Genomic DNA, 23,833 nt, shown 5'->3' with positions numbered 1-23,833 from the left:
GATACGGAGAGTGGCCCTGCGGCCGCGCCGGGTGGTGCTGTACCTGGCCCCGGAACGCCGTTCCGAGCGCCGGGATCGAGGAATGCGGGTGCGACAGTAATTGATAAATAACGAGAATTCGCGCAAGCCCTCCGATGTCGAGAAGGGCCGCCGAAAAGGACCTTGCGCCATGTCATGGCGAGATCTGGCGATTCCGCCCATCATGCCGCCATGACAGCAAATCTGACGCGTCGTCATATTCTCGGTCTGGCCGCCCTGCAGAGCGCGGCGGCTCTCGGACTCACCCGCATCGGCCTCGCCCCGGCGGCTGCCGCCGAGCGCGCCGACCACTTCCCCGCCGTCGTCGTCGGCTCGGGCTACGGCGCGGCCGTGGCCGCGCTCCGGCTCGGCGAGGCGGGCATCAGAACCCTCGTCGTGGAGATGGGACGGTTATGGGACACTCCGGGTCCCGACGGCCGGGTCCACTGTTCGATGACCGCCCCCGATCAGCGCTCCATGTGGTTCAAGACCAGAACCGAGGCGCCCCTGTCCACCTTTCTGTGGCTGGACGTCATCAACAAGGACATCACCCCCTACCCCGGCGTCCTGGACCGCGTCCGCTTCCCCGGCATGTCCGTCTACGTGGGGCGCGGGGTCGGTGGCGGTTCGCTGGTCAACGGCGGTATCGCGGTCACCCCGTCGCGCTCGTACTTCCAGCAGATGCTGCCGCAGGTGGCCGCGGACCCCATGTACGACACCTACTTCCCGCTGGCCAACCGCATGCTCGGGGCCACCACCGTGCCCTCCGCATGGTTCGAGGCCACGGAGTGGTACACCTACGCCCGCGTCGCCCGCGACCAGGCGGCCAGGGCGGGCCTGAGGACCGTCTTCATGCCCAATGTCTACGACTTCGACTACATGCGGCGCGAGGCCGACGGAACGGCGACCAAGTCCGCGCTCGCCCAGGAGGTCATCTACGGCAACAACTTCGGCAAGCGCAGCCTCGACAAGACCTATCTCGCCGCCGCGCTCGGCACCGGCCAGGTCACCCTGCATACCCTCAGCCGCGCCCGGGCCCTGCGGCGGGCGCCCGACGGCAGCTATGTCCTGACCGTGGAGCGCATCGACACCACCGGCACCGTCGTCTCCACCGACGAGATCACCTGCGGTTCGCTGTTCCTCGGCGCGGGCAGCCTCGGCACCACCGAGCTCCTGCTGCGCGCCCGCGAGACCGGCGCCCTGCCCGAGCTGAGTGCGGAGGTCGGCCGGGGCTGGGGCGGCAACGGGAACGTCATGCTCGGCCGCGCCAACCATGTGTGGCACCCGACCGGTGCCCGTCAGTCCACCATCCCGGTGATGGCGATCGACGACTGGTCCAACACCGCCAACCCGGTCTTCGCCGAGATCGCCCCGCTGCCCGCCGGCCTCGAGACCTGGGTCAGCCTCTACCTCGCCATCACCCGGAACCCCGAGCGTGCCACCTTCACCTATGACGCGGCCAAGGACACCACCGTGCTCAACTGGACCCGCGCCCAGAGCGCGCCCTCGGTCGCCGCGGCCAAGGCGCTCTTCGACCGCGTCAACTCCGCCAACGCCACCATCTACCGCTATGACCTCTTCGGCGACACCCGGGCCATCGCCGACGACTTCTGCTACCACCCACTGGGCGGCTGTGTCCTGGGCCGGGCCACCGACGCGTACGGCCGGGTGACCGGCTACGACGGCCTCTATGTGACCGACGGATCCCTCATTCCGGGCTCCATCGGCGTCAACCCGTTCGTCACCATCACCGCCCTGGCCGAGCGCACCATGGCCCGGGTGCTGGCCGAGGACCGCGTCGGCGGCCGGTGACGCCCGGTCCCGCCGGGGTCACTTCCAGGGAAGGGTGAGCCAGGGGCTCTCCGGATCGGTGGTGAGGATGCGATGCGCGGTGAGCATGTCCTCGTACCACTCACCGAACTCCTCGTCGTCGAAGTGGAGACACCGCCCGAGGATGTACGCGGCGGAGAACTCCTCCCAGGAGCGGTAATTGGCCTGCGCCGACCGTCCCGCGCGCAGCACCGCGTGCTCGGCCTCGTCGAGGGAGCAGAAACGTGCGGCGAGCCCCCAGCGGGCCATCCCCGAGGCCCGCCCGTAGTCCCACGCCTCCATCGTGCGGACGAACTTCCCCTCGGCGAGGAGGCCGTCCGCACGGAACCTGGCCTCATAGCGGGCGATCCGGCCGATGAGCCGCTGCACGCCCGCCACCTGCGCCTCCACCTCCGCGCTGTCCCGGGGCTCCGCCTTGGTGACCCCGTCGGGGGTGATCCGGACCTCGCCGGGCTCGGCGGCGGTGCGCCGCAGCACCCGCTCGGCCACCGTCCGCCAGTGGTCCACCCCGACCGGGCCGGCGAAGTCCAGGGCCAGGGAGCGGCGCACCCCGAGCGCGAACTCCCAGACACCGCTGATCATTTCGGCGCCCAGCAGCAGCTCCTGGATGCGCTGCCACTCCTCCCGGCCGGTGATGCCCCACCACTCCTTGAGCCGGCTCCGCTCACGGGTGTATCCGCCGCCGTGGTAGGCCATGGCGTTCCACAGCTCGCCGTTCTTGACGAACAGCAGTGCCCCGCAGGCCAGTCCATGGGCCACCGGGCCCTGTGTCGGCCCGCCCACCCGCAGCCCGCGCAGTTCCATGGGCGCGTGTGCGCGGCCTTCGCCGTCGGCGGCATGCTCGGCGTGGCCGCTCCACAGGGCGCGGTGCGCCGGGGAGGTCGGGAAGAACGTCTCACACGGACTGCCGGGGTTGACCACGATCCACGGCGGGTCGCCGGGCTCCCACTCCGTGGCGAACCACCCCAGGGAGTAGGAGAGATAGACGGTCTCCGGATGGGGCGCGGGGAGCATGCCCTCGGTGAAGATGGGCAGGCAGTTGGCCTGCACCTGGGGATACCAGTACGGGGTGAACAGCACCGTCCCGGGGCGCGCCTGGAGGCGGGAGTAGGCATCGGCGACGAACAGTTCGGCGCGCGCCAGCACATCGAAGTACGCCGACCAGTCGCCGCGGGCCTTCGCCTCGTACAGCTCCCGCTCGATCGCGCTCGGCGCCTGCCATGTGGTCTGTGTGCCGCCCTGGACGCCGTGTTCCGGCACGGCGGCGGGCACCTCCCCGTTCCCCATGGCCGACCACTCTATCCAGCGGTCCTCCGTGCCCGCGTGATCAGCCCAGGGCCCGGTCCAGGTTGAACGCGGCGCTGATGAGCGCGAGATGGGTGAACGCCTGCGGGAAGTTGCCGATCTGCTCACCGGTGCGGCCGATCTCCTCCGCGTACAGCCCGACATGGTTGGCGTAGGTGAGCATCTTCTCGAAGGCCAGCCGTGCATCATCCACCCGTCCGGCCCGGGACAGCGCCTCGACGTACCAGAACGAGCAGATCGAGAAGGTGCCCTCCTCACCGCGCAGCCCGTCCGGGCTGACCGTCGGGTCGTAGCGGTAGACCAGCGAATCGGACACCAGCTCCTCGCCCAGCGCGTCCAGCGTGGACAGCCATTTGGGGTCGGTGGGGGAGATGAACTTGGACAGCGGCATCATCAGCACCGAGGCGTCGAGCACCTCCTCGCCCTCGCGCTGCACGAAGGCGCGCCGCCGCGGCGACCAGCCGCAGCGCATGATCCGGCGGTAGATGTCATCGCGCGCCTTCGACCAGCGGCCCATGTCCGCGGGCAGGCCGCGGTGGCGGGCGATGCGCATCCCCCGCTCGATCGCGACCCAGCACATCAGCTGCGAGTACAGGAAGTACTGCGGGCCGGCGCGGGTCTCCCAGACGCTCATATCGGGCCGGTCCCAGTTGTCACAGACCCAGCCGACCATCTCGCTGACGGTGTCCCAGTGGTCGCTGGCCAGCGGCTGCCCCCATTTGTCGTAGAGGTAGAGGGAGTCCACCAGCGCTCCGTAGATGTCCAGCTGGAGCTGGTGGACCGCCGCGTTGCCGACCCGGACCGGGGCGGAGCCCTGATGGCCCTCCAGATGGGGGAGCATCTGCTCGGGGATCTCGCTGCGGCCGTCGATGCCGTACATGATCTGCATCGGGCCGCCGGGGCCGTCATCGAAGCTGATGTCCTCGGACAGGAACCGGACGAACGCCTCGGCCTCCTGGGTGAAGCCCAGCCTCAGCAGCGCGTAGATGCAGAACGCGGCATCGCGGACCCACACATACCGGTAGTCCCAGTTGCGCTCGCCGCCGATCTGCTCGGGCAGGCTGGTCGTCGGGGCCGCCACGATGGCGCCGGTCGGCGCGTAGGTGAGCAGCTTGAGGGTGAGCGCCGAGCGGTGCACCATCTCCCGCCACCGCCCGCGGTAGCGGGACTGCGAGAGCCAGCGCCGCCAGTAGCGCACGGTGGCGTCGAACAGCTCCTCCGCCTCCGCCTGCGGACAGTGCCGCGGCTGCACCGTGCCGCCGATCCGGTCGAGTGCGAAGACCGCGGCCTCGCCCTCGACCAGCTTGAACGTGGACACCACATCGGCCCCGTCGGTCTCCACCGTGACGCTGGACGTCAGCGCAAGCGACAGCTCCGGGGACTCGAAGATCGTGAGCCCCTCCTCGGTGCGCACCGTATGCGACTGCCGGGCGTAGTCGAACCGGGGCGCCACCCGTGCGGTGAAGGGCAGCGATCCGCGCACGCACAGCACCCGGCGGATCAGCCGGTGCCGGTCCGCCTCGCGTGAGTCGTCCACGATCGGCATGAAGTCCTGGACCTCGGCGACCCCGTCGTCCGCGAAGAAGCGGGTGATGAGGATGTTGGTGTCGGGGAAGTAGAACTGCTTCGTCCGGGCGGGCACATCCGGTGTGAGCCCGAACGAACCGCCGCGGTCGGCGTCCAGGATCGACGCGAACACACTGGGTGCGTCGAACCGGACCGGGCAGTACCAGTCGATGGTGCCGCGGGTATCGACGAGCGCGGCGGTACGCAGATCGCCGATCAGACCGTGCTCGGCGATCGGCACATAGCGGGACGCGTCCGTCGGGCGGCGGATGCTGTCGGCGACGGTCATCGGAACCTCCCACGCTGAGGGAGGGGCGGGAAACCCTGGGTAGCGCGGACTCTCGCTTCAGCATACGACCGACGGGCCGGTCCGGCGCAGTGCCGCCCCTCCGCGTAGCCGGCCGTCACGGTCTGTGCGCGGGGGTGCTCGTGGGCGCCCCGGGCCGGCGCGAACGGGGACGGGACCGCCGTCGCACGCCGGCTCGGTGATCACCCGCGCCGCCTCCGGAGGCACGGTGCTCCGGCCCGGTCGTCACCGGTGGGCGGCCCCGGGCGCCGCCAGCCAGGACGCGACCGCCGCCGCGATGGGCTGACCGGTCTCCAGCTCGACAAAGCCGAATTGGCCGCCCTGGTTGCACTCCAGGAACCACCAAAGGCCATCTGCGTCCTCGGCGAAGTCGAAGGCCCCATAGGCGAGACCGGTGAGAGCCATGTACTCATGAACGGCGCGCACGATTCTGGCGGGCACATCCACCGCTTCCCAGCGGTGTCCATGACATCCATAGCGCCCGTCCACCTGCCCCGAGGCGGCGGTCTTGCGTGCGGCGAATAACTCGCTGCCGACGCAGATCAGCCGGATGTCGGCCGCTTTGGGAATGTACCGCTGAAGAAGGGTCGCCCCGGCCGCGACATCGGAGAAATCCGTGTCCGGTCCGATACGGGTAGTAGGCAGTGCGACCGGCGGATCGGCGGTCGGCGGACCGGACGCGGATTTCACCACGATGTCCGTGCACTGGACGGCGAAATCGCGCGCCGCGCGCGGATAGGTGGTGACCAGAGTCGAGGGCACGGCGAAACCGCTGTGCTGGGCGACCCGCAACTGGAACGGTTTGTGCCGGGCCGGTTCGGCGGCCGCCGGATGGTTCATCCAGCGGGCCGTTGTCGCGTAGAGCATCCCGTAGAGCGCCTGTCCGCACTCGGCCGTCAGCCACTCCGATGGATTCGCCGCGTGGGCCGCGGGCCGCCCCGGTCTGCGCACCCAGATGGACCGCACACCGTGGATGCTGACGAGGCGTCCCTCGGTCGACAGATATCCCGTGAAGTCACCGCGATCGAATTCGACCGACAGCCCGGCCTGATCCGGAAGGTCGGCGGGATCGAAACGCACCAGAGGGACGCCTTGTTCGCGCAGCTCTGCCACCACCAAGTCGGCGGTGACATCCTGGCGACAGGTCAGGATGAGTACCGTCATCGACGTATGCGCAGGTCAGTCGTCGAAGTGCGTCTTCGAACCAGCTGTGGACGTGGTTGTGCCGGTGGCCAGCAGCACCGCACGGTCGGCGATGGCCGGACGCCCGTCGGAGAGGACATTCAACTGCAGGGCGGCGTCATAGGCGTAGGTAACGCTGACCGACGACCGCTCGGCAGGGATTGCGTGCTTCAGTACGAAGGGCTGCATGAGTGACCTCTTGGTGCTCCATGTATTCGTCTATCCACCACGCAACAGTACGTACTAAAAGTCTACGGCACTCCCTAGCAACGATTTTGTCCTCTGTGTTGCGATATGAAGTGTGTCACAGGATCCCAGTGGAACCTCAAGGCCCGATTGAACGTCAACATATGCCTCAGGTATTGCGTCACCGAATAGTCGGCCACCACTGAGGGAGCACCAGCTGAGGAACGGCGGGTCAGGACGTCTGCGCGGCCTCGCGGTGGGTGATACGGATCTTCGACTGGCCGTGCGGCAGCTCCTCCCAGTCCGTCATGAACCGGGCCGCCAGACCGTGTTTCTCCGCCAGCGCGATGAGCGTCTCGGTGCGGTAGTAGAAGTCCTCCCGCAGTACCTGGTGTTCGACGCCCTCGGTGCGGTCGAAGGTGAAGTCGAACCAGCCGCCGGGCGCCATGACGCGGCCGACATGGGCCAGGCACTCCTCGATGACGGGCAGCGGCGAGTGCGAGAAGACACTGTGCGCGTGCACCACGTCGAAGTGGGCGTCGGGCAGGAAACGCAGCGTCAGATCGCGGACGGGGGTGAGGGTGGGACGGCGGCCCTGCAGTCCCTCGCGCACCAATGTGTCCTGTGCGGCCGTGAGGATCTCGGGCGAGATGTCGACGCCGTAGTAGTGGCCCGGCTGCAGATGGCTGATGAACCGCCAGCCCGCCCGCAGATTGCCGCAGCCGATCTCCAGCATCCGGTGTTCCGGCCGCAGACCGTGGCCGAGGAGATAGTCGAACTGCATCGCGCCCAGCGCCAGCCACCGTTCATGGCTGCGGCTGCCGACCGCCGCTTCCGGGCTGGTGCGGGTGTCGGACCGCATCACCGCGCGGTAGTACGCGACGTGGTCGGGGTAGCGGTAGCGCAGCCAGGCGTCCCGGGTGGCGCGGATCAGATGGCGCGGTACGCGGTGCGGGTGGCGCAGCGCGTAGGAGACCCGGTGGCCGAGGGCGGAGCGGTTGACGCCGAGGTTCTTGGCGGGCATGTGGACTCTCTCGTGGTCGTGGTACGGACGCGGCGGACCATGCGTTCCCGCGTCGCTGTTGTCGGTACCAGCCTCGGCGCCGTGGCGGCGGCGCGGATCGGCGGAGCGGTCCCGGTCCGGACGCGGTCCGGGTGATCGCCGTATCAACCGATCGGATGATGCGGCGTCCGGCCGGGCGCGTTAGGACTGGCTGAGGGAGTGATCCCAGAAGAACCGGAGAGTCCGGAGCGAAGCGAAGAGGTCCGGAGCGAATCCGGAGAGCAGGGAGGGGCCGGGGTGCGGTCGGCGGTCAGGGCGGTCGGGCGGTCAGGATGGGCGCCGTGGTCGGCGATGTGGTCGGCATGGTCCGGGCGGTCCGGGACCGACGGGCCGGACGATCCGGATGAGCGGTGGCTGACGGCGGTTCTGCACATCGCGTTCTTCCTGCTGCTGGGCGCCTCGCTGGTCCGCTATCTGATCCGGGACACCGGCACCTCGCCGAACGGCTGGGTCGTCGCCCTCTTCGTGGCCTTCGGCACGCTCTATCTGCCCGGCCGGTGGCCGGCGCCCGCGCCGAGCCCTGGCGGCCGGCCCTCCGGCCGCTATCTGGTCTGGCTGACAGCGGTGCTGGCCGCATGGGTCGCGCTGCTGGTCCTCGCGCCGAGCGCCGCATGGTGCGCCATGCCGCTCTTCTTCACCGGTCTGCACACGCTGCCCACCCGGTTCGCGGTGCCCTTGGCCGCCGTGCTCACCGCGCTCGTCGTCGCCTCGAAACTGCGGTTCATGCACGACGGCTTCGACCCCAACGCGCTGATCGCGCCGCCCGCCATCGCCGCCGTGGCCGCCGCCGTCCTCATTCATCTGCGGCGCCAGTCGGCGCGGCAGCGGGTGCTGATCGACGATCTGGTCCGCACCCGCCGCGATCTGGCCGCAACCGAGCGGCGGGCCGGAATCCTGGCCGAGCGTCAGCGGCTGTCCTCGGAGATCCATGACACCCTCGCCCAGGGCCTGTCCAGCCAGCGGATGCTGCTGCAGGCCGCCGACCGCACCTGGGAGACGGACCCGGAGGCGGCCCGAGGCCATATGCGCGACGCGGCGGAGATCGCCTCCCGCAGCCTCGCCGAGGCCCGTCGGTTCGTCCAGGACCTGGCCCCGGCCGACCTCGCCGAGCGCTCCCTGGCCCAGGCGCTCGGCGCGCTCGCCGAGCGGGAGAGCGGCGCGGGGCAGACGGTGGACTTCCACCTCGACGGACCCCTCGGGCCGCTGCCCGAGCGGGTGGCGGCGGCGCTGCTGCGCATCGCCCAGGGCGCGCTGGCCAATGTGCGGGAGCACGCCGGGGCGAGCCGGGCCGCGCTCACCCTGACCTGCATGGGCGACCAGATCTGTCTGGACATCGCCGATGACGGCCGCGGCTTCGACACCGACGCCGTCCCCGACCCCGGAGCCGACCGGTCGCGCGGACACGGGCTGCCGGCCATGCGGGTCCGCGTGCGGCAACTGGGTGGCACGCTCACCGTCGAGTCCGCACCGGGCGAGGGGACCGTCGTCTCGGCCGCGATCCCCGTCGAGCCCCTTCCCGTCCTCGTCCCCGACCGTCCCGTGGAGGCCACGGCATGAGCCCGATCCCATCCCCGTCGTCCGGCGCCGCCGCGAGCGGGGACGCGGCCCCGTCCCCGTCGTCCGGCCCCGCGGCGAGCCCGGTCCCGCCCGCTCCCGCCATCCGGCTGCTGCTCTGCGACGACCACGCCGTGGTGCGGGCCGGGCTGCGGGCGCTGCTGGCCAGCACCGACGGCATCGAGGTGGTCGGCGAGGCGGGCAGTGGCGAGGAGGCCCTCGCCATGGCCGCCCCGCTCCGGCCCGATGTGGTGCTGATGGATCTGCAGCTCGGGGAGGGCATGGACGGGGTGACCGCCACCCGGCGGCTGGTCTCCGGCGGCCCGCCCGCGCCCCGTGTCCTGGTGCTCACCATGTTCGACACCGACGCCGACATCACCCGTGCCATCGAGGCCGGGGCCACCGGCTATCTGCTCAAGGCCGAGCGGCCGGAGGAGCTGTTCGCGGCGATCCGCAACGCCGCCTCCGGCCGTACCGCCCTGTCCGCCCCGGTCGCCGACCGGGTGCTGGCCCGGATGCGCAGCCCGCGCCCCGGACTGTCCGAGCGGGAGCGCGACATCCTCCGGCAACTGGCCCGTGGCCTGGGCAACCGGGAGATCGCCCGGGCCCTGTTCATCAGCGAGGCCACGGTCAAGACCCATCTGGGTCGGATCTACGGGAAATTGGGGGTAGAGACCCGGGCCGGGGCGGTGGCGGTGGCCACCGAGCGGCGGCTGCTGCCCTGACGGCGTCAGATCGCCGTACGGTCCGGCAGCGGCAGCCGGTCCTGGTCGGGCAGGACGAGCGTACGCGTGGGCAGCGGGATCTCGATGCCCTCGGCGCGGAACCGACGGTGCAGCTCCTTCATGAACTCATGCTTGATGAGGTACTGGTCGCTGAACTCCAGGGCCCGCAGAAACACCGAGAAGTCGATGCCGGACTCTCCGAAGGTGTGGAAGCGCACGCTCGTCTCGTGGTCGACGACCCCGCCCTCGACCCCGGACATCACCTTCCCGGCGACCTCGATGGTCACCCGCTCGACATGGTCCAGATCGCTTCCGTAGCCGACCCTTGCCTGGACCATGACCGACATCTGCTGCTCGGGCTGGTGAAAGTTGGTCATGATGGTGTTGCCCAGCTTGGCGTTCGGAATGATGACGAGATTGTCCGACAGTTGCCGCACCGCCGTGTTGCGCCAGTTGATGTCGACCACATAGCCCTCCTCCCCGCTGCTGAGCCGGATGTAGTGGCCGGGCTGCACCGTCTTGGAGGCCAGGATGTGCACCCCCGCGAAGAGATTGGCCAGGGTGTCCTGCAGGGCCAGGGCGACCGCCAGACCGCCCACGCCCAGGGCGGTGAGCAGCGGTGCGATCGAGACGCCCAGCGTCTCCAGCAGGATCAGCACGCCCATCGCCAGGACCGCGATCCGCGTGATGTTGACGAAGATGGTGGCCGTTCCCGCCACCCCGGAGCGGGACAGCGCCAGCGAGCGCACCATACCGGCCACCACCCGCGCCGCGGTGACCGTGCTGACCAGGATCAACACGGCCTTCAGCGTCTGATTGACGTCATGGCCGACCGTGGCGGTCAGCGGCAGCGCGGCGGCCGCGGCGGCGACACCCGCGGCCATCGACGCCCACGGCGCCAGTGTGCGCAGTGTGTCGACGATGATGTCGTCGCCGCTCCACCGGGTGGAGCGGGCCCGCTCACCCAGCCAGCGAAGTGCCACGCGCAACAGCACACCACCGGCCGCGCCGCAGACCAGTGCCGCCCCGACGACGATGACATCGTGCAACGTCAGGCCCCGGTTCATCGGCCACCGTCCGCTATGCCGGAAAGCGCGTCAGAACCGGCCGTGTGGCCCGCGGTCGTCGGCGCGGCCTCCGGTCTGGAGTTCTGTGGGATCACGTTGTCACCTGCTCGTGCCTGGGTTGTACGGGCTGTGCCGGGCGTACATGTGTACGGCTCCGGCGTGAGGTGCCATCCTGCCGCATGCGATCAGGGCCGAATGACGGGATGCCCCGCTACCGCACGTAACCCGCCAGGAAGGCGGCGGCGCGCCACCGCATTTGACGGACGTGTGATTTGTGGTGAAATCGGGTCGTATGGAAAGCCGCAGCGACGTGGAGAGGGGATGGCCGTTCCTCGCGGCCGCCTACGCCTTCGTGGTCACGATGTGCGGTACGACGCTGCCCACCCCGCTCTACTCGCTCTATCAGCGGGAGTTCGGCTTCTCCTCGTTCATGGTCACGGTGATCTTCGCCGTGTACGCGGCGGGGGTCATCGTCGCGCTACTGCTGCTCGGACGTATGTCCGACTTCATCGGGCGGCGGCCCGTCCTGCTGGCCGCGCTGGCGCTGTCGGGCCTGAGCGCGGTGTGCTTCCTCCTCGCCGGCGGACTGCCGGAGCTGTTCACGGGCCGCACCCTGTCGGGGCTGTCCGCCGGTCTGGCCACCGGCACCGCCACCGTGATGGTGATCGAGCTGGCCCCCGAGCGCCGGCGCCGTGCCGCCACCCTCCTCGCGACCGGGGCCAACCTGGGCGGTCTCGGTGTGGGCCCGTTGCTGGCGGGCCTGTTGGCGCAGTACGCCCCGGCGCCGCTGAAGCTGGTGTTCGTGGTGGACCTGGTGCTGGTGGCGGTGGCCGCCGCCGTGGTGCTCGCTCTCCCGGAGACCGTACGGACCCGGGGACGTCCGCCGCTGAGGCCGCAGCGGCTGCGGGTGCCCAAGGAGATGCGCGCGACGTTCGCGGCCGCGGCCATGGCGGGGTTCGCGGGCTTCTCCACGCTGGGCCTGTTCACCTCCGTGTCGCCCACGTTCCTGAGTGAGGTGGAGGGGGAGAACAATCTCGCGGTGGCCGGTGCCGTGGTGTTCTCCGTGTTCGCCGCCTCGGTCGCCGGGCAGGTGCTGGGGCGGCGGCTGGGCCCGGGGCGGTCGCTGCCCGGCGGGTGCGCGGTGCTGGTGGCCGGTATGGCGGCCATCGCGGTCTCGCTGGCGATCGCGTCGCTGGCGCTGCTGGTGCTGGGCGCCGTGATCGCGGGGACGGGGCAGGGGCTGTCGTTCCTCGCCGCCGTACGAGTGGTGACCGAGCGCAGCCCGGCCGACCGGCGCGCCGAGGTCACCTCCGCCCTGTTCGTGCTGATGTATCTGGGGATCTCGATTCCGGTGATCGGCGTGGGGGCGCTGTCGCTCGCGGTCGGGCTGCGCTCCGCCGGGCTCATCTTCACGGGCTGTGTGGCCCTGCTGGCCGTGGCCGCCCTGCTGCGGCTGCGGGGGATCTCCGACGCGGCATCCAGCCGCTGAGCACGGCCTGCGAACGCGGCGGGGACGGCGCGCCGCGCGGCGAACCGCTCGATCCGCCCCCGGGAGAGGGAGCGGATCGACGGCATCACGGCATTCGGCGCGGGCGCCTCGCGTCACAACTCCAGGATGGTCCGCACCGGCAGATGGTCGCTGGGGTACTGGCCGTCCCCGGAGTAGGTGTCGATGACGGCGTGGTGGGTGCGCACACCGGGTGAGGTCAGGATCCAGTCGATCCGGTCGCCGTCCGGGACCAGCGGGCCAAAGCCGTGGAACGTCCCGTACAGCGGGCCGCGCCGCTCGGCGGTGTCCCACGAGTCCACCAGCGTGTCGCCGTTCAGCATGGCGTCGTAGACCGGGTTGCCATGGGCCGCCACATTGAAGTCACCGGTCACGATGCGCGGGAGCGCGGAGTCCAGCCCGCCGAGCCGCTCGGTGATCAGAGCGGCGGCGCGCTCACGGGCGTTCTGGCTGCGGTGGTCCAGATGGGTGTTGAGGGCGTAGAACTCCTTGCCGGTCCGCCGGTCGTGGAAGCGCACCCAGGTGACCATCCGGACCACGGCCCCGCCCCAGGTGTTGGAGCCGATCACATTCGGGGTGTCGGACAGCCAGAAGTGGTCGTACTCCACGGGCTCGAGCCGCCCGGTGTCGTAGAAGACGGCCATGAACTCGTCGCGGCTGCCCCCCATCCGTCCGGTGCCGATCCACGCGTAGCGCTGTCCGAGGTCGTGGGCGATATCGCGTAGCTGGCCGTACAGCCCCTCCTGAGTGCCCAGCAGATGGGGCCGGGCCCGGCGCAGCAGCTCCCGCATGACCGGGCGGCGCCGGCCCCAGGAGTTGGGCTCGCTGTCGCCGGCGTAGCGCAGATTGAAGGTCATGACGGCCAGCCGCGAACCGTCGGCGGGGGCGACCGGGGCGGCGGCCGCCGTGGCCACGTACTGCGGCTGGGAGGCGAGCGGAAGCGCGGCGGCCGTCGCGGCCGCGACGCGCATACCGTGACGGCGGCTGAACACAGGTGCGGGCATGGCTCCTCCAAGGTCTTGAAGGTGCGGTGACGGACCCAGTGTCGGACCCCGCGGTGTGGGGGGTGTGTCCTGCGGTGGCCGTCCGGTGGAACGTACGGCCACGCAGAGCCGACCTCAAGAGTGCGGGCGGACCTCACCCGTGACGGCGGACCCACCCGTGACGACGAAAGTGGCCGGGGATGCGCGGTGGCGGCGATGGGTAGAGAAGGCCGGTAGTTGTCGAGACGGAAGGGGCACCTGGGGTGACGTTACGGCCGCTGACCTTCGTCGTGGGGACCGGACGATGCGGTTCGACCGCTCTGTCCCGGGTCCTGCGGCTGCACCCGGATCTGCTCAGCGTGAGCGAGCTGATCGCCGCACTGGAGCCGGACGCGCTTCCCGAGGCGCCGCTGACCGGGGCGGAGTTCTGGCGGATCCTCGCCACCCCCAGGTCGTTCGCCAACCGCGTCATCCGCGATGGCATCGCGCTGCCGGAGTATCGGTATCCGCATGTCAAGGGGCGGTTCTCGGTGGCGGGCGGTGGCATTCCGGCCCTGTGCATGATGACGCTGCCGCATCTCACCGACGACCCCGACGCGCTGTTCGACGCGCTGGAGCCGGAGCTGTCCCGGCGGCCCGCCGCCCCGGTGGCCGATCACTACCGGGCGCTGTTCGGCCTGCTGGGGGAGCGGTTCGGCGGGCGGGCCGTCGTGGAGCGCTCCGGCTACTCGCTGCGGTCGGTGTCCCGGCTGCGGGAGGTCTTTCCCGAGGCCCGGTTCGTCCACCTGCACCGGGACGGCGCCGACTGCGCGCTCTCCATGAGCCGCCACCCCGGATTCCGGCTGATCCAGCTGATGACGGAGCGCGCCGAGACCACCGAGGACCTTCCGGCCGGTCTCGAGGCGCTGCTCAGCGACGATGACGCCGATCTGCGTCCGCTGTACGAACGGTCCGTACCCGTCGCCGAGTTCGGCCGACTGTGGTCGCACACGATCGTGGAGGGGCTGGCGCAGCTGTCCCAGCTCCCCGCCGCGATCCGGATGTCCCTGTCGTACGAGAGCCTGCTCGACGCGCCCGAGCGCGAGCTCACCCGGCTGGCCCACCACCTCGGCGTGGAACCCCTCCCGGAGTGGCTGGCGGCCGGAAGCGCCCTGCTCGACGGCGACCGCCGGGGCACGGCCGCCGCGACCCTGCCGCCCGCCGAACTGGCCGCCCTCCGCGAGAGCTGCGCCCCCGGCGCCCGGGCCCTGAGCCTGGCCGGCCCCGGATGAGAGAGCTGCTCCGGTGCGCGGATAATGAGGTAAATCCGGCGTGCGGATGAGATAGCTCCGGCATCAGACCGTCGCCGCTTCGGCGACCTCCCCCGACTGCTCGACGGCCACCGCCCGCAGCGCCTCCAGCAAGGCGGCCACCGCGGGCACCCGCGCGGCCTCCGGTCGCAGCAGCGCGCAGACATGGCGCCGGGGCCAGTCGTCCAGCGGACGCGGCTCGACCCGCGGATCGGGCCGGGGGAGCAGACCGAGGCCGTCCATCAGGGCGATGCCCACCCCGTCGCCCACCAGGCCGAGGGTCGTCGCCTGGTCATCGGTCGTGGTCACCACCCGGGGCTCGAACCCCGCCTCCGCGCAGCGCCGCAGCAGCCGCTCGCGGTCCCGCTCCAGGATCCACCGCTCCCGCGACAGATCGGCCAGGCGGACGCTGCGCCGCCCCGCGAGCGCATGACCCCGCGGCAGCAGCACATGGCGGCGGTCGACCAGCAGCGGGACCCGGCGCAGCGGGGTGTGCGCGGTCCCCGAGGCGTCGCCGGTCTCATCGTCGGCGACGATCGCCAGATCGGTCTCGCCCGTGTCCAGCAGCCGGTACGCGTCATGGGAGTCGGTCTGGCCCAGCTCCACCTCCACCTCGATACGGGAGGCGCCCAGCCTGGCCAGCGCCGCGGGCAGCACGGCGACACAGACGCTCTGCACCGAGGACATCCGCACCCGGCCACGGGTGCGCGCGGCGAGCGCCTCGAACTCGTTCTCCACATCCCGCAGCCCGGCCAGCACGTCCTGGGCGCGCTCGGCGAGTCTGTGACCCGCGGGCGTGAGCCGTACCCCCCGTCCCGCCTTGACCGTGAGCGGCACGCCCACGGCACGTTCCAGCGCGCGCATGTGATAGCTGATGGCCGGTTGGGTGTAACCGAGACGGTCCGCCGCGGCGCTGTACGAGCCGGCGCGACAGACCTCAGCGAGTACGGTGAGCTGGCGAAGATCGATCACTACAGGACGATAAAAATCGTTTATCAATTCCCGTAAGACTCTAATTGGACGCGTGATCGAGAGGCCGTCAAAATCATGGTGACGGATTTCGCCCGCACCCGCTCATTGAACTGACCGATCGGACACGGCCCCACCCGCACTGGCTGACCGTACGGTCACAGCCCGCCCACGACGGTTTCCTCCCCACCAATCCGGCCGGACCGGCCAGGGGAACCGGGCGCGGTGACATTCCTCCCTCCGCCCGAATCCCCCGCTGGAATGGATGGATGGTGCCCGATGCATGATGGCTGGAATCGCATGACTCCGGTGGTCGCGGAGAACAATCCCTTCCACCAGATGTCGCTCAACGAAACCGTTCACCCCCCGCTCCCCGAAGTGGTGGACGCCGTCCTGCGCACCGCGCGGACCGCCCACCGTACCCTGGATGCCCTCGGCACCGGGCTCTGTCAGGCCCTCGCCGGACATCTGGGAGTGCGCCCGGAACATGTGCTGGCCGGACCGGGTTCCGGCGCGCTGCTCCAGCAGCTGTTCTCCACCCTCACCGGACCGGATACGGACACGGTGCACGCCTGGCCCTCGTGGGAGGCGTACCCGATGATGGCGGCCAACGCCGGATCCACCACCGTCCGGGTGCCGCTCGCCGGATACGACCACGATCTGAAGGCGATGGCCGACGCCGTCACCGACCGCACCCGCATGGTCCTGCTGTGCACCCCCAACAACCCCACCGGCACCGCGCTGGACCAGGAGCGCATCCTGCGCTTCCTCGACCGGCTCCCCGCACATGTCACCGTCGTCATCGACGAGGCATACCGGGACTTCGCCGACCCCGGCGCCGTCGCCGACGGCATCGCACTGCACCGCGCCGATGAACGGGTCTGTGTGGTGCGGACGTTCTCCAAGTCGTACGGGCTGCTCAGCCTGCGGGTCGGCTATCTCGTGGCGCATGAGCCCGTGCTCGCCCCGCTCCGTTCGGTGCTGCCCTTCTACCGGGTGAGCGCCGTGGCGCAGGAGGCCGCCATCGCCGCGCTCGGCGCCCACGAGCAGGTGCTCCGGCAGTGCGCCGAGACCGCCGAGGAGCGCGACCGGCTCCATCGGACCCTGCTCGACCAGGGCTGGGAGGCGCCCGCGAGCCAGGGCAACTTCCTGTGGCTGCCCATGACCTCCGGTGTGGAGCGCTTCACCCAGTTCTGCGCGGACCACGGCGTGGTGGTGTGCGGCAAACCGGGCGAAGGGGTACGGGTGACCGTCGCCGAGCCCGCCGCCAACCAGGCGTTCGCGGAGCTTGCCGGGAAGTACCGGGAGGCGTCCGTATGACGCCGCCCGACGTCGCGGTCACCGATGTGGCCGACCCGCTGGCGGAGGCCGCGCCGACCATGGAGCTCCTGCTGCGCGAGCTCGACCGGCGCTGGCCGCCGGAGGCCGAACGCCTCCACCAGATCTCCCGGTACGCCCTGCTCCCGGCGGGGAAGCTGCTGCGCCCGCTGCTGCTCATGGAGTCGGCCGAGGCGGTGGGCGGCGGCGGACCGGCCGTCGTCCCGGCCGCGCTGAGCGTGGAGTACCTCCATGTGGGATCCCTCGTCCACGACGATGTCATCGACGGTGACAGCATGCGGCGGGGCCGTCCGTCCGTCGTGGCGCGCTACGGCACCGCCGACGCCATCGTGACCGGGGACGCCCTGATGCTGGGCATGTTCGGCGTGCTCACCGACGGCGCCGAAGAGGCCGGCGGGCTGCCGCCGGGCCGGGTCCTCGGCGCCGTGCGGGTCTTCGCCCGGGCGGGCGTCGACCTGTGCCGCGGCCAGGCGATGGAGGGCGAACTCCGCGGCGACCTCGGCTGCGGACTCGACCGGTATCTCACCATGAGCTCCCTGAAGACCGGGGCGCTGTTCCGGGCCGCCTGCCGGGGCGGGGCGATCCTGGGCGGCGGAACCCCCGCCCAGCAGCACGCGCTCACCGCCTACGCCGAACATCTGGGGCTGGCCTTCCAGATGCACGACGACCTGCTGCCGTACACCAGCGACCCCCGTACCACCGGCAAGTCCGCCCTCAGCGACATCGCGGCCGCCCGCCCCACCTTCCCCGTCCTGCTCTGCCACGCCATGGCCGGCGCCCCGGGCCGTGCCCGGCTGGAGGCGGCGCTCGGCGGCGCCCTGCCCGCCGCCGACGCGCTGCGGACGGTGCACGAACTGCTGGAGACCACCGGTGCGCTCGACGCCGCGCGGGACCAGGCCACCGCCCAGGCGGACCGGGCCAAGTCCTGTCTGGCGGAGCTGCCCCGCTCCCGGGCCACCGCCGTACTCGCGGCGGTGGCCGATCTGTCGGTCAGCCGGGACCGGTGACACCGTGGCGGCCCCGCGCACCGCACTCCTGGCCCATCTGCAGACCTGGCGCCCGTACACCCTGTGGTATCCCGGGCTGGTCGGCCTCGCCGGAGCCACCCTCGCCGGATCACACCCCACCACGGGGCAGTTGCTGGTGGCCTGGGCCGCGCCGACCCTCGGCTGGGTCGCCGGCCACTATCTCGGCGACTACTACGACCGTGACCTCGACGCGCTCAGCAAGCCCCAACGACCCATCCCCTCCGGCCGGTTGAGCCCACGAGCCGCCGTGGCCACGGGCATCGGCTGCGCCATCGCCGTGGCCGCGCTGGCCCTGTGGGCCAACTGGCGCGCCGTGGCCGTGGCCGCCGCCGCCATGGCGGGCATCGTGGCCTACAGCCGGGTCCTCAAGGGACGTGGCCTGTCGGGCAATCTCATACGGGGCGTGCTGACCGCGCTCACCGTGCTCTTCGGCGCGATGGCCGTCCAGCCGTGGCCACCGTGGCGGGCGCTGCCCTTCGCCCTGGTCTTCCTGGCCCATGACACCGCGTCCAACCTCGTCGGCACCCTCCGCGACGTCGACGGCGACCGCGAGGGCGGCTACGCCACCGTGCCGGTACGCCAGGGTGTCCGGCGCGCCACCCACACCGCGGCCGCACTGTATCTGGCCGCCGTGGCGGTGGCCTGCGCCGCCACCGGGCTGGTGCCGGGGGACACGGCCGGCTATCTCGTGCTGCTGTCGGCGGCGGCGCTGTGCGGCGCGGGCGCCTTCGGGCTGCTGCTGCGGTCACCGGGGCACCTCGCCCCCGCGCTGGCCCTGCGCGCCCACGCCGTCCTCGTCGCCGAACGCCTGGTGCTGGCCGCGGCGGTGGTGGCCGCGGGCGCCGGCACGGCGCCCGCCCTGGCGCTGCTGACGCCGCTCCTCACGGTCAGCGTCATCACCCAGAGCCGGATGCGGTCCCGGCATGAATTCCCCGCCCCCCTGGCCGACGGCGGGCCCACCCTCCCCGGTCCACGCCCCTGAAACACCGCGCGCCACCAGCAGAAGGGTCCGCTCCCATGCCCGCTTCCGCCTTGACCGAGAGCGTCGGCACGGCCGTCACCGCCGGTACCGAGGCGCTCCTCGCCCACCGGCGCGACGACGGCGCCTTCGTCTTCGGCGCGCACCACGCCTCCCCGCTGAACACCGCCGGAGCCCTCACCGCACTCCACTTCGCCGATCCGGAGGGCTCGGCCGAGACCATCGAGCGCGGTGTCACCTGGCTGTGCGAGACCCAGCGGGACGACGGCGGCTGGGCCATGCGCGGGGTGCCCACCGAACCCCTCACCACCGCGCTCGCCGCCGCGGCGCTCCACCTGCTCGCCCCCCGCCGGGCGGCGTCGGCCGTACACGCCGCACGGGCCCGGTTCGACGAGCTCGGCGGCTCCGGGGCCGTCCCGGAACCCGCGATGACCGCCCTCATCCGCCAGTTCCACACCTTCGCCGGACTGCCCCACGAGGGTGCTCAGCGACGGCTCCCCCTGGAACTGCTGCTCTTCCCCGGCCTCAGCCGCCGCCTGCTGAGCCTGCGGTTGCCGATCTACGCGAGCCAGGCGCTCGCCCAGTCCGCTCACCGACGCCGCGGCCCGGCCGGCCGCGCCCTGGACCGGCTGGCCCGGCCCAGGGCTTTGGCGATCGTCCACGACGCGTACGAACGAGAGGGCGCCACCGGCGGGTTCAGCACCGACCCCTGGCTCACCGGACTCATCTGCCTCGGCCTCGCCCGCTCCGGCCAGGCGCCGGGCCTGGTCCGCGCCGCCGCCCGCTGGCTCCGCTCGGCGGCGAACCCCGACGGCTCCTGGGATCTGATGCCCCTCGACGTGACCTGGACGAACTTCGCCACCGCCGCGCTGATCGAAGCCGGTCACGCCGACGACCCGCAGCTGATCGGCACCCGCGAGATGCTCCAACGCCACCAGCAGCCCGAGCCGTTCGACGCCCTTGGCTGCCCAGCGGGCTACTGGGGGTTCTCCAGCCCCCGTAGCTGGCCGATGGCCCTGGAGACGGCCGAGTCCAGCGCCATCCTGCTGAAGCTGCCCGGCGGCGCGGACGACCGTCATGTCCGTGCCGGACTGGGGTGGCTGACCGCCACCCAGGACGCGGCCGGGTCCTGGAGCCTCGCCGTACGGAACAGCAAACCCGGCGGCTTCGGACCCTGCCCCCAGATGACCGCGAAGGTCGTGGGCGCCCTGCTCGACTCCGGGGCCGGGGCCGACGACCCGCGCGTGGCCAAGGCGGTGCGCTGGCTGCTCGGTCGCCAGCGCCCCGACGGATCGTTCGAGGCCATGTGGTACCGCGGCGGCACCCCCGGCACCGCCGCGGCGCTGGAGGCGCTCAGCCGGGCGGGCCGCACCGGGGAACACCACCGGGCGGCGGCCCGGGCCAGGGACTGGCTGCTGCGCACCCGCCACCCCGACGGCTCGTGGAGCACGGGCGAGGGCACCCGGCCGGGCACCGTCGAGGAGACCGCCTGGGCGCTGCGCGGGCTGCTGGCCGCCGGGCTGAGCCCGGCCGACCCGGCCCTCGCGGCGGCGGCCCGATGGCTCGTCGACGCCCAGCGGGCGGACGGCGGCTGGACCCCGGGCCCGGTCAACGAGTACGTCCGCGGCTGTGCCCGCTACGCCGACGACGGCATCGCGGCGGGCCTGGCACTGCGGGCCCTCGCCCACTACCGCTCCGCGGAAGCGGCGGAAGCCACGGGCGCAGCCGGCCCAACGGGCACAACCCCCGGCACCCCTGGCACACCCGGCACCCCCGGCATCGGCGAAGGAGGCCGGAAATGAGCCCCGATGTGCTCGTGTGCGGGGCGGGCGTTGGCGGTCTGGCGGCGGCCCGCGCGCTCGGCGGCCTCGGGCTGGACGTCCTGGTGGTCGACAAGCAGCCGAAGGTCCGCCCGATCGCCAAGGGAGAGGTGCTCCAGCCGGGCGCGCTGCGCCTGCTGCGCTCCTGGGGCGTGGAGAAGCGGCTCGACGCGCAGGGCGCGGTCCGGCTCGGACGGCTGGTCGTCCGCGATCCGCGAGGCACCGCGCTGATGTCCCTCGACTACGGCCAACTGCCCGCCCCCGACCAGTGGTTGCTGGCCCATGACCACACCGTCATCCTCGCCGCCCTGGCCGAGAGCCTCGGGCCGGGTGTCGAACTGCGCCGGGGCGTCCGCGCGGAGGCGCCGCTGCGCGACGACTCCGGCCGGATCACCGGGCTGCGGCTGGCCGAAGGCGGCAGGGTCTACGAGCAGCGGGCACCGCTCGTGGTCGCCGCCGACGGCATCTCCTCACGGCTGCGGTCCTGGGCGGGTATCGAGGCCAAACGGGCCGACTATCCGCACCGGCTGGTCTCCTTCGACATCGGCGACGCCGACGCGGCCGCGCGGGCCGACGACTTCTCCGCGTATGTCACCGACCGGGGGCTGCGGCTGCTCTATCCGCTGCCGGGCGGCCGGTTGCGGCTCTACCTCCAGGCCGGGCCCGATGAGCTGCGCGGCGTCACGGCACGTGGGGGACTGGCCGACTGGGCCGCCCGGGCGCTGTCCCAGGTGCCCGCCCTGGAGCCGCTCACCGCGTCCCTGCTCGCCCATCTCGACAGCCGCCAGACGCTGCCCGTCGGACGGCTGCTGTCGCCCCGGCTGGCCGGCCGCGGACTGGCGCTGGTCGGCGAGGCCGCGTACGCCGTCCATCCGATGGCAGCGCAGGGCATGAACACCGCCATCACCAGCGCCGGTGCCCTCGCCGAGCGGCTGTCGGGCCAGCTGGAGCGTATGGGCGGGATGTCGGCCGCGGTGGTGGACGCCGCCCTGCGCGACTACCACGAGCGGCAGTTGCCCCTTCTCACCCAGGCGGCCAGGACCAGCGGCAACGCGGCGCGGATGGTCACCGATCTGTCGTGGCGCGGCCGGGTCCTCGGACGCCGGGCCGTCCGTCACACCGGCGCCAACCCCCGGCTGCTGCACACCGTCACCCACAACATGTCGGGCCTCGGCCCGCGCCCGCTGACCCCGCTGGACCGGCTGCAGCAGCTCGGTCTCCTCCCCGATCCGCGCGCCCACCGAGTGCCGACCGCCCCGGCCGGCCGACCGCAACCCATGTGAGGACGGTTTACCGCATGCCCACTTCCGAATTGATGGTGACCCCCGTCTCCGGAGCACTCGGCGCGGAGATCCGCGGTGTCGATCTGACCGAGCTCACCGATGAACTCTTCGAGCGCGTCCACGAGTTGCTGCTCAAGCACCTCGTGGTCTTCTTCCCGGACCAGGAACACCTCACCCCCGAGGCGCATATCGCCCTGGGGCGGCGGCTGGGGGAGCTGGAGGTCCATCCGTTCCTGCCGAAGGTCGAGGGCCATCCCGAGATCGTCGTCCTGGACGCGGACCAGGGTGCCAAGGCCGACGAGTGGCATATCGACGTGACCTTCCAGCCCAATCCGCCGGTCGCCTCCATCCTCCATCTGCAGGTGTGTCCCGCCTCCGGCGGCGACACCATGTGGAGCAACCAGTACCTGGTCTACGAGACGCTCTCCGAGCCGATGCGCGAACTCCTCGACGGGCTCACCGCCGTCCATGTCCTCAACACACCGCAGACCGGCGAGCACTCCGCCGAACACCCGGTGGTGCGGGTCCACCCCGAGACCGGCAGGCGCTCCCTGTACGTGACGCGTATGTGGACCTCGCACATTCCGCAGCTCAGCCGCCCGGAGAGCGACGCCCTGTTGCAGTACCTCTTCGAGCACTCCGAGTCGCCCCGGTTCAACTGCCGCTACCGCTGGCAGCCCGGCGCCGTCGCGATGTGGGACAACCGTGCCACCCAGCACCTGGCCGTCAACGACTACACCGAACCCCGCAGGGGACAGCGGGTGACCGTCCTCGGCGACCAGCCCACCGGCGACACCCCGCGCTGGAAGGAGTACCGGCCCGCGCCCGACGAGCGCTACTACCCGCGCCATGTCACGGCCCGCCACGGCTACCGGTGACAGCAGCTCGTCAGCGGCTCGGGCGTCGCCGCCGTACGGTGGCGGCGACACCCGCGCCGAGCACCAGCACGGACGCACCACCGGCGAGCAGCACCGGAGTGCTGCCGCCGTCGTCCTCCTCGGAGGTGGCGGAGGTGGCGGAAGTGGCGGAGGCGGCGCGGGAGGCCGCTGAGGCGTCCTGGGACGGCGAGGCGGCGGCCCGGGACGGCGCCGCGGCGGCCCGGGACGGCGCCGCGGCGGCCCGGGACGGCGCCGCGGCGGCCTCCGACGAGGGGGCCTCCGACGAGCGGGCCCCGGCGCCCAGCACCACATCGGAGCAGGAGTAGTAGGTGTCCGGAGTGCTGGTGTTCCGCCAGATCGTATAGAGCAGCTGACGGCCGGTCCGGTCGGCGGGCAGCGTGGCCTTGATGCGGTACGCGTCGTCGACCAGCGCGGGGTCCTTGGCCGTGGCGAACGGCTTCGCTTCCAGGTCCGACCACTTCAGCGGTCGCGCGGGATCGTATCCCTCCTTGGTGAGATACAGCTCGAAGGTCCCCGTGTGCGGGATCGTCGACCGGTAGGTGAGCGTGAGATCGGCCCCGGCCGACAGCCGCGTCGAAGGCCAGTCGGCGCGCGCCAGGTCCAGCCCCCGGTACGCTTCCAGACCGCCGCTGCACAGCTTCCCGTCCGGGACCCGCTCCCGGTCCCTGCCCGCCACGCCCGCGATACGCAGGTTGTCCCAGTCCGCCGCCTCCGGACCATTGGCGGCCCGAGCCGCCCGGCACGCCGCCGACCGCGCCGCGCCCCTGCCCTCGGGGGAGCAGGCGAACGTCCTGCTCACCGGGTCCGTCGGCGCCCCGTGCGCCTGGGCGGGCTGTGCGGCCAGCGCCGTGAACAGGCAGGGGAGGGCCCCGAGAAGAGCGCCCACGGCGGCGGTGCGATACGAGGTCATCCGGCGGCCCTCCGGGTCGGTGCGA

Annotated in this window: 20 protein-coding genes; 11 read left to right on the top strand and 9 right to left on the bottom strand. The window is 71.8% G+C overall.

Annotated elements, in window-relative coordinates; translation table 11 throughout:
• Nucleotides 1-210: 210 nt before the first annotated feature.
• On the top strand, nucleotides 211-1,830 hold the full coding sequence (locus J5X86_RS13065; RefSeq protein ID WP_208516906.1) for a GMC oxidoreductase: 1,620 nt from the start codon (nucleotides 211-213) through the stop codon (nucleotides 1,828-1,830).
• Nucleotides 1,831-1,848: 18 nt separating this feature from the next.
• Here the strand turns inward: J5X86_RS13065 and J5X86_RS13060 are convergent, their stop codons facing one another.
• The 5 genes from J5X86_RS13060 to J5X86_RS13040 all read right to left on the bottom strand — a co-directional run bounded on the left by J5X86_RS13060 (nucleotide 1,849) and on the right by J5X86_RS13040 (nucleotide 7,418).
• Entirely contained in the window at nucleotides 1,849-3,135 is a 1,287-nt protein-coding gene (locus tag J5X86_RS13060) for a DUF1266 domain-containing protein (RefSeq protein WP_208516905.1), read from the bottom strand.
• Nucleotides 3,136-3,175: 40 nt separating this feature from the next.
• The gene (locus J5X86_RS13055) at nucleotides 3,176-5,008 is read right to left on the bottom strand and encodes a glycoside hydrolase family 15 protein (RefSeq protein ID WP_208516904.1); all 1,833 of its coding nucleotides are present in this window, start codon (nucleotides 5,006-5,008) and stop codon (nucleotides 3,176-3,178) included.
• Between the two features lie 243 nt (nucleotides 5,009-5,251).
• Nucleotides 5,252-6,190 (bottom strand): ATP-grasp ribosomal peptide maturase, encoded by a 939-nt coding sequence (gene tgmB / locus J5X86_RS13050; RefSeq protein WP_208516903.1) that lies wholly within the window; start codon nucleotides 6,188-6,190, stop codon nucleotides 5,252-5,254.
• 15 nt (nucleotides 6,191-6,205) lie between these two features.
• Nucleotides 6,206-6,397, bottom strand: a complete 192-nt coding sequence (tgmA, locus tag J5X86_RS13045) for a putative ATP-grasp-modified RiPP (protein ID WP_014058169.1) — start codon at nucleotides 6,395-6,397, stop codon at nucleotides 6,206-6,208.
• A gap of 229 nt (nucleotides 6,398-6,626) precedes the next feature.
• Entirely contained in the window at nucleotides 6,627-7,418 is a 792-nt protein-coding gene (locus J5X86_RS13040; protein WP_208516902.1) for a class I SAM-dependent methyltransferase, read from the bottom strand.
• A gap of 330 nt (nucleotides 7,419-7,748) precedes the next feature.
• Between J5X86_RS13040 and J5X86_RS13035 the strand changes: the two genes are divergently transcribed.
• Both J5X86_RS13035 and J5X86_RS13030 read left to right on the top strand, forming a co-directional pair.
• Complete coding sequence (locus tag J5X86_RS13035) at nucleotides 7,749-9,014, top strand: sensor histidine kinase (RefSeq protein ID WP_208517022.1); 1,266 nt, start codon at nucleotides 7,749-7,751, stop codon at nucleotides 9,012-9,014.
• On the top strand, nucleotides 9,011-9,736 hold the full coding sequence (locus tag J5X86_RS13030; RefSeq protein ID WP_243980172.1) for a response regulator transcription factor: 726 nt from the start codon (nucleotides 9,011-9,013) through the stop codon (nucleotides 9,734-9,736). Before J5X86_RS13035 ends, J5X86_RS13030 begins: the two co-directional genes overlap by 4 nt.
• Nucleotides 9,737-9,741: 5 nt before the next feature.
• On the opposite strand, the gene J5X86_RS13025 is transcribed toward J5X86_RS13030, so the two are convergent.
• On the bottom strand, nucleotides 9,742-10,803 hold the full coding sequence (locus tag J5X86_RS13025; protein WP_208516901.1) for a mechanosensitive ion channel family protein: 1,062 nt from the start codon (nucleotides 10,801-10,803) through the stop codon (nucleotides 9,742-9,744).
• Nucleotides 10,804-11,095: 292 nt separating this feature from the next.
• Here J5X86_RS13025 and J5X86_RS13020 point away from each other — a divergent pair, with 292 nt between their 5' ends.
• A complete protein-coding gene (locus J5X86_RS13020) occupies nucleotides 11,096-12,292 on the top strand; it encodes an MFS transporter (RefSeq protein ID WP_208516900.1) in 1,197 nt (398 codons plus the stop codon).
• A 113-nt stretch (nucleotides 12,293-12,405) separates the two neighbouring features.
• On the opposite strand, the gene J5X86_RS13015 is transcribed toward J5X86_RS13020, so the two are convergent.
• Entirely contained in the window at nucleotides 12,406-13,314 is a 909-nt protein-coding gene (locus J5X86_RS13015) for an endonuclease/exonuclease/phosphatase family protein (RefSeq protein WP_208516899.1), read from the bottom strand.
• A gap of 242 nt (nucleotides 13,315-13,556) precedes the next feature.
• On the opposite strand from J5X86_RS13015, the gene J5X86_RS13010 reads away from it, so the two are divergent.
• On the top strand, nucleotides 13,557-14,564 hold the full coding sequence (locus tag J5X86_RS13010) for a sulfotransferase (RefSeq protein WP_208516898.1): 1,008 nt from the start codon (nucleotides 13,557-13,559) through the stop codon (nucleotides 14,562-14,564).
• A 63-nt stretch (nucleotides 14,565-14,627) separates the two neighbouring features.
• Here J5X86_RS13010 and J5X86_RS13005 read toward each other — a convergent pair whose 3' ends face one another.
• On the bottom strand, nucleotides 14,628-15,554 hold the full coding sequence (locus tag J5X86_RS13005; protein WP_208516897.1) for a LysR family transcriptional regulator: 927 nt from the start codon (nucleotides 15,552-15,554) through the stop codon (nucleotides 14,628-14,630).
• Nucleotides 15,555-15,851: 297 nt separating this feature from the next.
• Between J5X86_RS13005 and J5X86_RS13000 the strand changes: the two genes are divergently transcribed.
• The 6 genes from J5X86_RS13000 to J5X86_RS12975 are packed head-to-tail and all read left to right on the top strand — an operon-like array spanning nucleotide 15,852 to nucleotide 22,877.
• On the top strand, nucleotides 15,852-16,871 hold the full coding sequence (locus J5X86_RS13000; RefSeq protein ID WP_243980168.1) for an aminotransferase class I/II-fold pyridoxal phosphate-dependent enzyme: 1,020 nt from the start codon (nucleotides 15,852-15,854) through the stop codon (nucleotides 16,869-16,871).
• Nucleotides 16,868-17,896 (top strand): polyprenyl synthetase family protein, encoded by a 1,029-nt coding sequence (locus tag J5X86_RS12995; protein WP_208516895.1) that lies wholly within the window; start codon nucleotides 16,868-16,870, stop codon nucleotides 17,894-17,896. The genes J5X86_RS13000 and J5X86_RS12995 overlap by 4 nt, the downstream gene beginning before the upstream one ends.
• A 4-nt stretch (nucleotides 17,897-17,900) precedes the next feature.
• Nucleotides 17,901-18,899 carry a UbiA family prenyltransferase gene (locus tag J5X86_RS12990; RefSeq protein WP_208516894.1) on the top strand — a complete coding sequence of 333 codons (999 nt, stop codon included), beginning with the start codon at nucleotides 17,901-17,903 and terminating at the stop codon, nucleotides 18,897-18,899.
• Nucleotides 18,900-18,934: 35 nt separating this feature from the next.
• On the top strand, nucleotides 18,935-20,698 hold the full coding sequence (locus tag J5X86_RS12985) for a prenyltransferase/squalene oxidase repeat-containing protein (protein WP_208516893.1): 1,764 nt from the start codon (nucleotides 18,935-18,937) through the stop codon (nucleotides 20,696-20,698).
• Entirely contained in the window at nucleotides 20,695-21,999 is a 1,305-nt protein-coding gene (locus J5X86_RS12980) for an NAD(P)/FAD-dependent oxidoreductase (RefSeq protein WP_208516892.1), read from the top strand. The genes J5X86_RS12985 and J5X86_RS12980 overlap by 4 nt, the downstream gene beginning before the upstream one ends.
• Before the next feature lie 14 nt (nucleotides 22,000-22,013).
• Nucleotides 22,014-22,877, top strand: a complete 864-nt coding sequence (locus J5X86_RS12975) for a TauD/TfdA family dioxygenase (RefSeq protein ID WP_208516891.1) — start codon at nucleotides 22,014-22,016, stop codon at nucleotides 22,875-22,877.
• Between the two features lie 10 nt (nucleotides 22,878-22,887).
• On the opposite strand, the gene J5X86_RS12970 is transcribed toward J5X86_RS12975, so the two are convergent.
• Nucleotides 22,888-23,808, bottom strand: coding sequence for a lytic polysaccharide monooxygenase (locus J5X86_RS12970; RefSeq protein WP_208516890.1), 921 nt, complete (start codon nucleotides 23,806-23,808; stop codon nucleotides 22,888-22,890).
• Nucleotides 23,809-23,833 lie beyond the last annotated feature (25 nt).

The sequence above is a fragment of the Streptomyces sp. NEAU-YJ-81 genome, assembly GCF_017592595.1.
Lineage (GTDB): Bacteria > Actinomycetota > Actinomycetes > Streptomycetales > Streptomycetaceae > Streptomyces > Streptomyces hygroscopicus_B.
Note: the sequence above shows the minus strand (reverse complement) of the source record. Positions and strands in the feature narration are given on the sequence as shown.

Bases quoted from the DNA above. Each gene is read 5' to 3' on its own strand.
- J5X86_RS13035 (WP_208517022.1), top strand. From the start codon at position 7,749: ATGTGGTCGGCATGGTCCGGGCGGTCCGGGACCGACGGGCCGGACGAT.
- J5X86_RS12995 (WP_208516895.1), top strand. From the start codon at position 16,868: ATGACGCCGCCCGACGTCGCGGTCACCGATGTGGCCGACCCGCTGGCG.
- J5X86_RS12970 (WP_208516890.1), bottom strand. From the start codon at position 23,808: ATGACCTCGTATCGCACCGCCGCCGTGGGCGCTCTTCTCGGGGCCCTC.
- J5X86_RS13030 (WP_243980172.1), top strand. From the start codon at position 9,011: ATGAGCCCGATCCCATCCCCGTCGTCCGGCGCCGCCGCGAGCGGGGAC.
- J5X86_RS12985 (WP_208516893.1), top strand. From the start codon at position 18,935: ATGCCCGCTTCCGCCTTGACCGAGAGCGTCGGCACGGCCGTCACCGCC.
- J5X86_RS13025 (WP_208516901.1), bottom strand. From the start codon at position 10,803: ATGAACCGGGGCCTGACGTTGCACGATGTCATCGTCGTCGGGGCGGCA.
- J5X86_RS13020 (WP_208516900.1), top strand. From the start codon at position 11,096: ATGGAAAGCCGCAGCGACGTGGAGAGGGGATGGCCGTTCCTCGCGGCC.
- J5X86_RS13040 (WP_208516902.1), bottom strand. From the start codon at position 7,418: ATGCCCGCCAAGAACCTCGGCGTCAACCGCTCCGCCCTCGGCCACCGG.
- tgmB (WP_208516903.1), bottom strand. From the start codon at position 6,190: ATGACGGTACTCATCCTGACCTGTCGCCAGGATGTCACCGCCGACTTG.
- J5X86_RS13060 (WP_208516905.1), bottom strand. From the start codon at position 3,135: ATGGGGAACGGGGAGGTGCCCGCCGCCGTGCCGGAACACGGCGTCCAG.
- J5X86_RS13015 (WP_208516899.1), bottom strand. From the start codon at position 13,314: ATGCCCGCACCTGTGTTCAGCCGCCGTCACGGTATGCGCGTCGCGGCC.
- tgmA (WP_014058169.1), bottom strand. From the start codon at position 6,397: ATGCAGCCCTTCGTACTGAAGCACGCAATCCCTGCCGAGCGGTCGTCG.
- J5X86_RS12975 (WP_208516891.1), top strand. From the start codon at position 22,014: ATGCCCACTTCCGAATTGATGGTGACCCCCGTCTCCGGAGCACTCGGC.
- J5X86_RS13000 (WP_243980168.1), top strand. From the start codon at position 15,852: ATGACTCCGGTGGTCGCGGAGAACAATCCCTTCCACCAGATGTCGCTC.
- J5X86_RS13065 (WP_208516906.1), top strand. From the start codon at position 211: ATGACAGCAAATCTGACGCGTCGTCATATTCTCGGTCTGGCCGCCCTG.
- J5X86_RS13055 (WP_208516904.1), bottom strand. From the start codon at position 5,008: ATGACCGTCGCCGACAGCATCCGCCGCCCGACGGACGCGTCCCGCTAT.
- J5X86_RS12980 (WP_208516892.1), top strand. From the start codon at position 20,695: ATGAGCCCCGATGTGCTCGTGTGCGGGGCGGGCGTTGGCGGTCTGGCG.